This window comes from Salinimicrobium oceani (genome assembly GCF_012037645.1).
In genome coordinates this window covers 1-432 of record NZ_JAAVJR010000709.1, presented here as the reverse complement: position 1 = coordinate 432, position 432 = coordinate 1, and the positions used below count along the sequence as shown (strand labels likewise).

The following is a 432-nucleotide window of genomic DNA, read 5'->3' as shown; positions in this document are numbered from 1 at the left end:
ACTTCAGCAATGAATTTGTGGTTGTAGAGATCCGGCTTCAGGGATTCTTTGATGCGGAGCTGCAGCAGGGGAAATGCTTCCGATGAAATGAAGTTGAGATAATGCCGCGGCTGGTTTTGCGGGAGATTAAGGCTGGTAACGAAAATTCCGAGGAGAAAGAAGAGGAGGAAAGTGGAGCTTCCGAAGAAAGCATCGGGGAATAATATCTTTTTAGCACGAAAATAAGCGACCAAAAATAACAACAGCCCAAACAAGAGGGCCAAAAATGCCATTTTAAGGGGCAGTTCCAAATAAAATCCTATGCTTATGCCCAGCAACAGCAAGAGGCAAAGTCGAATGATAGCGGTGTTCAATTAATTATTTCCCAGGGTTTTACCTAAGATAATAATTTAAAGAATGCGACGGGCCATCACGAAATGATCGCGCCAGTAA

Annotated in this window: 1 pseudogene; it reads right to left on the bottom strand. The window is 43.5% G+C overall.

The features are described from left to right. A pseudogene (locus HC175_RS23970) lies at positions 1–353 on the bottom strand (hypothetical protein); the annotation flags it as partial. Positions 354–432 lie beyond the last annotated feature (79 nt).